The following is a 6,409-nucleotide window of genomic DNA, read 5'->3' as shown; positions in this document are numbered from 1 at the left end:
GCAGCTCTTCCTCCCCGTGCGCGTCCCGCCGCCGGAAGGCGCCTCCCTCTTCTACGAGCCGGCGCTGCTCGGGATGGGGACGGTCTATTACGCCAACGCGAAGGTCGGCGTCTCCGCGAAGGCGGATGTCCGCCTGCTGGCCGATTTCTCCGAAGGCCCCGCGAAGGTGGATTGGAACGAGGCGCGGGAGATGGAGCTTGCGGACGTCGACCTCGAGAAGTTCCCGCACGCGCCCGACGCCTCGTTCGGCGAGCCGCCGGCGGATGCGGCCTCGGCGAAGAGCTACCCCGCATGGGGCAACGCCTTCAAGGAATGGATCTACAGGAACCGGAAGCTCGATCTGCTGAAGAGCCCGGGCACGGGGCTCTTGTCCGGGCCCGGGGAGACGGAGCGGGAGTTCCGCATCCGGCTGCAGCAGGCCGCCCGCGAGAAACGGGACGGGCAGGTCGAGCGGCTGCGGCAGAAGTACGCTCCGAAGATCGCCGCGCTCGAGGACCGGATCCGGCGCGCGGGGCAGGCCGTGGAGCGGGAAAAGGCCGAGGCGGGGCAGCAGAAGATCCAGACCGCCATCTCCTTCGGCGCCGCCGTCCTCACCGCGCTGACGGGCCGGAAGAAGCTGAGCCAGTCCGCGCTCGGCCGGGCCGCGACCACCGCCCGCGGGGCGGGAAGGACGCTGAAGGAGGCGCAGGACGTGGCGCGGGCAGAGGAGAACGTCCAGGCGCTGCAGCGGCAGCTCGAGGAGCTGAAAAGCCTCATGGAGCAGGAGGCGGCGGAGGTCTCGGCGGGCGCCGACCCGGTCTCGGAAGCGCTGGAGAAGTGCGAGGTCCGCCCGAAGAAGGCCGACATCTCGGTGTCGCTCGTGTCGCTGGCCTGGTTCCCGTACTGGAAGGACGCCCGGGGAGGGAACTTCCCGGCCCGCTGAGGTATACTGCGTTATCGCATTGACCGAGCCGATATCCATATCCAAAGGGGGGAATGCGCATGAAGGGTTTCCGGGCTGTTTCGATCGTCGTCTTGCTTGTCCCGGCATTCCTCGTCGCGGGGTGGGGAGTCTCGCCCGCCTGGAGCGACGAGAAGTTCCCGACCCGCCAGCTCACCTACATGGTCTGCTTCGATCCCGGCGGCCAGTCCGACCGGGAAGCGCGCAGGCAGCAGCCGGTCCTCGAAAAGGAATTCGGCCAGAACGTCGTCATCGATTACAAGGTCGGCGGCGGCGGGGCGCTGGGGTGGAGAGAGCTCGTGAAGACGAAGCCCGACGGCTACACCTTCGCCGGCTTCAACATCCCCCACGTCATCCTCCAGCCGCTGCAGCAGGACGTCGGGTACAAGACCGAGCAGATCAATCCCGTGTTCATCTTCCACAGCACCCCGCTTGCGCTTGCGGTCCCGCTGAACAGCCCCTACAAGACCGCGAAGGAGCTGATCGAGTTCGCGAAGAAGAACCCCGGCGTGGTGACCATCGGCGGCTCGGGCTCCTTCTCCGGCTACCACATGGCCGTGCTGCGGCTCGAGAAGCTGACCGGGACGAAGATCACCTACGTCCCGTTCACCGGCTCCGCCCCGCAGATGACCGCCTTCCTCGGCGGGCACCTCACGGCGATCATGGCCGCCTCCGACGACGTCACCCGCTTCCGCGACAAGATGAAGGTGCTGGGCTTCGCCACCGAGAAGCCGTTCTTCAAGTTCCCCGAGGACCCGACGCTGCGGAGCCAGGGAATCGACCTGGTCGAAAGCGTCGACCGCGGCGTCGCCGTCCCGCCGGGCACCCCGCCCGCCGTGATCAAGAGGATCGAGGCGGCGTTCATGGCCAACGCGAAGTCCAAGGAGTTCCAGGAAGAGCAGATGAAGGGCGGGTTCATTCCGCTGGCCATGGGCCACGAGGAGGCGAAGGCCTACCTGAAGGCCAAGACGGCGGTCTATACCGAGCTCGCCTCGGAAATCAAGAAGAAGTGAAAAGCCAGAAGAAGAACGACATCGTCGCCGGCATCGTCATCGCGCTGCTCGGGGCGGTGGTCGTCTACGCGGCGTCGCAGATCCGGGGGGACATCGAGGAGCGGCTGCCCCCCCGGACGCTCCCCTACATCGTCGGCTTCCTGACGCTGGGCGGCGGCGCCGGCCTCGTCCTGAAATCGCTCCGCGCCGGGACGCATGATGCGGAGGTCCACTGGCCCGACCGGTCCGGCTTCGCCCGGATCGGGGTGAACCTCCTCCTGCTGGCCCTCTTCGTCATCCTGATCAACATCGCCGGGATGCCCGTCGCCACCTTCCTGTACGTCGCGGCGGCGGTCTGGTACCTCGACCGGCGGCGGGTCGTCGGGGCGCTGGTCGCGGGCGCGGCTTCCTCCCTGGTCGTCTACTTCCTCTTCATGAAATTCCTGGAGCTCCCGCTTCCCATGGGATTCCTGGAGCGGTAGGGGCAAGGATGGGATTCTCCCTCGACTTCCTGCTGCAGGGGTTCGCCACGGCGTTCTCGGCGGCGAACCTCTTCTGGGCGTTCGTCGGCTGCCTCATCGGCACGATGATCGGCGTGCTGCCGGGCATCGGCCCCTCGGCGGGAATCGCGATCCTGCTCCCTATCACCACCATGATCCCGCCGACCTCCGGGATCATCATGATGGCGGCCATCTACTACGGGGCCATGTACGGCGGCTCCACGACCGCCATCGTGGTCAACATCCCCGGCGAAGCTTCCTCGGTTCCCACCGCGATCGACGGCTACGAGATGGCCAAGCAGGGGCGGGCGGGCCCGGCGCTGGGGATCTGCGCCATCGCGTCGTTCGTCGCGGGGACCTTGGGCATCGTGGGGCTCACCCTGTTCGCGCCGATGCTGTCGAAAGTGGCGCTCGCCTTCGGTCCGCCCGAGTACTTCGCCCTGATGTTCATGTCGCTGAGCCTGATCATCAGCCTTTCGGGACGCGCGCTCCTCAAGGGGATCGTCGCGATGTCGCTGGGGCTACTGTCCTCGCTGATCGGGCAGAATCCCCTGACGGGGGCGGCCCGGCTGACCTTCGGCTCGGTGGACCTCATGGCCGGGCTGAACTTCATCAGCATCATCGTCGGGCTGTTCGCCATCAGCGAGGTCCTGATCAACGTCGAGCACGCCGCCGCCAGGATCTACGAGACGAAGATCAAGGGCTGGATGCCGACATGGGACGACATCCGCCAGAGCACGGGCGCCATGCTCCGCTCGTCCGGGATCGGCTTCTTCCTGGGGCTGCTCCCAGGCTGCTCCCCGGCTGTGACGACCTTCATCGCCTACGACGTGGAAAAGCGGGTCTCGAAGACTCCCGAGAGGTTCGGCAAGGGCGCCATCGAGGGAGTGGCGGCCCCGGAGGCGGCGAACAACGCCACTTCCACCAGCGGCTTCGTCCCGCTCTTCGCCTTCGGCCTGCCGACGGGCCCGCCGCTGGCCGTGCTCCTGGGCGGCCTCATGATGTACGGACTCCAGCCCGGGCCGATGCTCTTCCAGCAGAACCCGCAATTCGTATGGGCGGTCATCGCCAGCATGTACATCGGGAACGTGATCCTGCTCTTCCTCAACCTGCCGCTGGTCGGCTGGTGGGCGCGGATCGCCCTCATCCCGTTCCCGATCCTGGGCCCGCTCATCGCGCTCTTCTGCATCATCGGCGCCTACGGCATCCGGTTCATGGTCTTCGACGTGTGGGTGGCGCTCATCTTCGGGGCGATCGGCTACCTGATGCGGAAGCTCGGCTTCCCCGTCGCTCCCATGGTGCTGGCGACCGTCCTCGCGCCGATGCTCGAGACCTCCCTGCAGCAGTCGCTGCTGCTGTCCCAGGGATCCTGGAAGATCTTCTTCACCCGGCCGATCGCGCTGGCCTTCATGCTGCTCGCCTTCCTGTCGATCCTGCGCGGAATGTACGTCCAGTTCAAGACCCACGCACCCGAAGTGGCGCTGGACGACGCCGACGAATGAACGGCGCGCTGGCGGTCCTGGCAGCCGTCGCGGGGATCTCCGTCTACCCGGTCGTGCTTTACAACCGGCTGGTCAAGCTGCGGAACCTTTCCCGCTCCTCCTGGTCCGACATCGACGTCCTGCTGAAGAAGCGGCACGACCTGGTGGGAAACCTGGTCGAGACCGTGAAGGGGTACGCCGGCTACGAGAAGTCCGTCCTCCAGGGCGTGACGGAGGCGCGGGCTCGGGCGATGCTGGCGGAAGGGCCCGCCGGAAAGGGGAAGGAGGAGGCCGCGCTGCGTGAAGCGCTGCCTTCCCTCTTCGCCGTGGCGGAAAGCTACCCCGACCTCAAGGCGAGCGGAGGTTATCTCGAGCTGCAGAAGCAGCTCGCGGAGATCGAGAACGGCATCGAGTACGCGCGGCGGTATTACAACGCGGTGGTCCGCGACTACTCGACCGCCATGGAGACGTTCCCCGCGAACCTGTTCGCGCGCCCCTTCGGCTTCCGGCCCGCGGAATACTTCCAGCTCGACGCTCCGGCGGAGCGAAACCGCACCGATGTCCGCCTCTCCTGCCTCGCGCTGCTCCTCCTTGCGGCCCTCCTCCCCGGCGCTGCGCGGGCGGAGGACTTCACCATCCGGTCGTTCCGCGCCGCGATCGAGGTTCGCGCCGACGCCTCCCTGCGGATCGTGGAGACCATCGAGGCGGAATTCCACCGGCCGAGGCACGGGATCTTCCGGGACATCCCGTTCCGCTATGTGGACGAGCTCGGGAAGAAGACCGTGACGCCGGTGCGGATCGACTCGGTGAAGGACGCGTCCGGAGAGGCGTGGAACCACCGGTCCGAACGAAGCGGCGGCGTGATCCGGGTCCGGATCGGCGATCCGGACCGGTTCGTGAACGGCCGGCAGGTCTACGTCATCGCCTACACGGTGGAGAACGCGATCCTCTTCTTCCCGGACCACGACGAGCTGTACTGGAACGTGACGGGGAACGGCTGGCCCGTGCCGATCGAGGCGGCCTCCGCCGCCGTCACGGTCGCCGCGGTCGGGAAGCCTCTCGCCGTGCGGACCCTCTGTTACACCGGCCCCGCCGGCTCCCGGGAAAGCGCGTGCACGGCCACCGGCGCGGAAAGCGGCGCGGCCTTCTCCTCCACCCGGCCGTTCGGCCCCGGGGAAGGGCTGACGATCGTGGCGGGATGGGAGAAAGGGATCGTCCGGATGCCGTCCGGCTGGAAGGCGTCCCTCTACCGGCTCGACCTTGCAAGGTACTGGCCGTTCCTCATCCCCCTGCTCGCCTTCGTCTACATGTTCTCCCTCTGGTATCGGAAGGGGAAGGACCCTTCCACGGGGAACCCGCTCGTGGTCGCCTACACGCCGCCGGAGGCGAACGGCCGCCCGCTCATGCCCGCTGAGATCGGCGCGCTCATCGACGAGCGGCTCGATCCGAGGGACATTTCCGCGTCGGTGGTCGACCTCGCGGTGAAAGGGTACATCAAGATCGAGGAGCGGAAGACGGAGGGGCTGCTCCTCGACAAGACGGATTACGCGCTGAAGAAGGCGAAGGAGCCGGACGGGGGGCTTTCATCGTTCGAATCTCTCCTGCTCGACGGGATCTTCCGGGGACGCGGCCCCGAGGCGAAGGTCTCCGACCTGAAGCTGTCGTTCTACAAGAACCTCGAGCCGCTGAGAAACGCCGCGTTCAGGGAACTGCAGGGGATGAAGTGCTTCGGGGCGGATCCGTCGAACGTCACGGGCCGGTATGTCCTGATCGCGTTCCTCGTGCTGTTCTTCGGCACCGGTGTCGCGTACGCGTTCCGCGTGCTCCTGGGAGACACGTTCTCCCTCGTCCCCGTCGCCACGGCCCTCTCCGGCGTCGTGATCCTGGTCTTCGCCCCCTTCATGCCCGTCAAGACGCTGAAGGGGGTAAAGCTGCTGGGCAGGATCAAGGGGTTCGAGGAGTTCCTCCTGCGGGCCGAGAAGGACCGGCTGGAGCGGATGAACGACCCGAACCTCTTCGAGAAATACCTCCCCTACGCGATCGCCCTCGATGTATCCGACCGGTGGGCCGATGCCTTCGAGGAGATCGCCCAGGAGCCGCCCCGGTGGTACGCCTCCGCGGACGGCCCCGCTTCCTTCCGGCCCGCGGTCTTCCACCGTTCGCTCGACACCGCGCTGTCCGGGATATCGACCGCGATGCATTCCGCACCCCGGAGCAGCGGAAGCGGATTCTCGGGCGGCGGGAGCTCCGGCGGAGGAGGAGGCGGGGGAGGCGGCGGGAGCTGGTAACGGAGTTGTTTCTTCTCCTCCTCGGTTATCTCAAAATCGTTATCCATAATACATAACCGTTACTATTTTCCGCTAAAAGTAAGGAAGCGACCCACCTGCCTGCGTACCCCCTTTCAGGTTTTATTTTCAATAAAACCTTTAAAAATTATTCCTGTTATCTATAATAAAACCAACACATCGCTCGAATTATTAAATGGATCCGCACAAT

5 protein-coding genes are annotated in these 6,409 nt (G+C 66.2%); all 5 read left to right on the top strand.

Translation table 11 applies throughout. The features are described 5' to 3' along the window. A partial coding sequence (locus tag AB1346_10525; protein ID MEW6720871.1) for an ATP-binding protein occupies nt 1-922 on the top strand: 922 nt, incomplete at its 5' end. Between the two features lie 59 nt (nt 923-981). Next, nucleotides 982-1,953: a tripartite tricarboxylate transporter substrate binding protein gene (locus tag AB1346_10520; GenBank protein MEW6720870.1), complete on the top strand. Its 972-nt coding sequence runs from the start codon at nt 982-984 to the stop codon at nt 1,951-1,953. Further along, nucleotides 1,950-2,414 (top strand): tripartite tricarboxylate transporter TctB family protein, encoded by a 465-nt coding sequence (locus AB1346_10515; protein ID MEW6720869.1) that lies wholly within the window; start codon nt 1,950-1,952, stop codon nt 2,412-2,414. Before AB1346_10520 ends, AB1346_10515 begins: the two co-directional genes overlap by 4 nt. Nucleotides 2,415-2,422: 8 nt before the next feature. Then, nucleotides 2,423-3,934, top strand: a complete 1,512-nt coding sequence (locus tag AB1346_10510; GenBank protein ID MEW6720868.1) for a tripartite tricarboxylate transporter permease — start codon at nt 2,423-2,425, stop codon at nt 3,932-3,934. Further along, nucleotides 3,931-6,201 (top strand): LemA family protein, encoded by a 2,271-nt coding sequence (locus AB1346_10505; protein MEW6720867.1) that lies wholly within the window; start codon nt 3,931-3,933, stop codon nt 6,199-6,201. Before AB1346_10510 ends, AB1346_10505 begins: the two co-directional genes overlap by 4 nt. The last annotated feature ends 208 nt before the right edge of the window (nt 6,202-6,409 follow it).

The organism is Thermodesulfobacteriota bacterium, assembly GCA_040758155.1.
In the GTDB taxonomy this organism is placed as follows: domain Bacteria; phylum Desulfobacterota; class Deferrimicrobia; order Deferrimicrobiales; family Deferrimicrobiaceae; genus UBA2219.
Note: the sequence above shows the minus strand (reverse complement) of the source record. Positions and strands in the feature narration are given on the sequence as shown.

Bases quoted from the DNA above. Each gene is read 5' to 3' on its own strand.
- AB1346_10520 (MEW6720870.1), top strand. From the start codon at position 982: ATGAAGGGTTTCCGGGCTGTTTCGATCGTCGTCTTGCTTGTCCCGGCA.
- AB1346_10510 (MEW6720868.1), top strand. From the start codon at position 2,423: ATGGGATTCTCCCTCGACTTCCTGCTGCAGGGGTTCGCCACGGCGTTC.
- AB1346_10505 (MEW6720867.1), top strand. From the start codon at position 3,931: ATGAACGGCGCGCTGGCGGTCCTGGCAGCCGTCGCGGGGATCTCCGTC.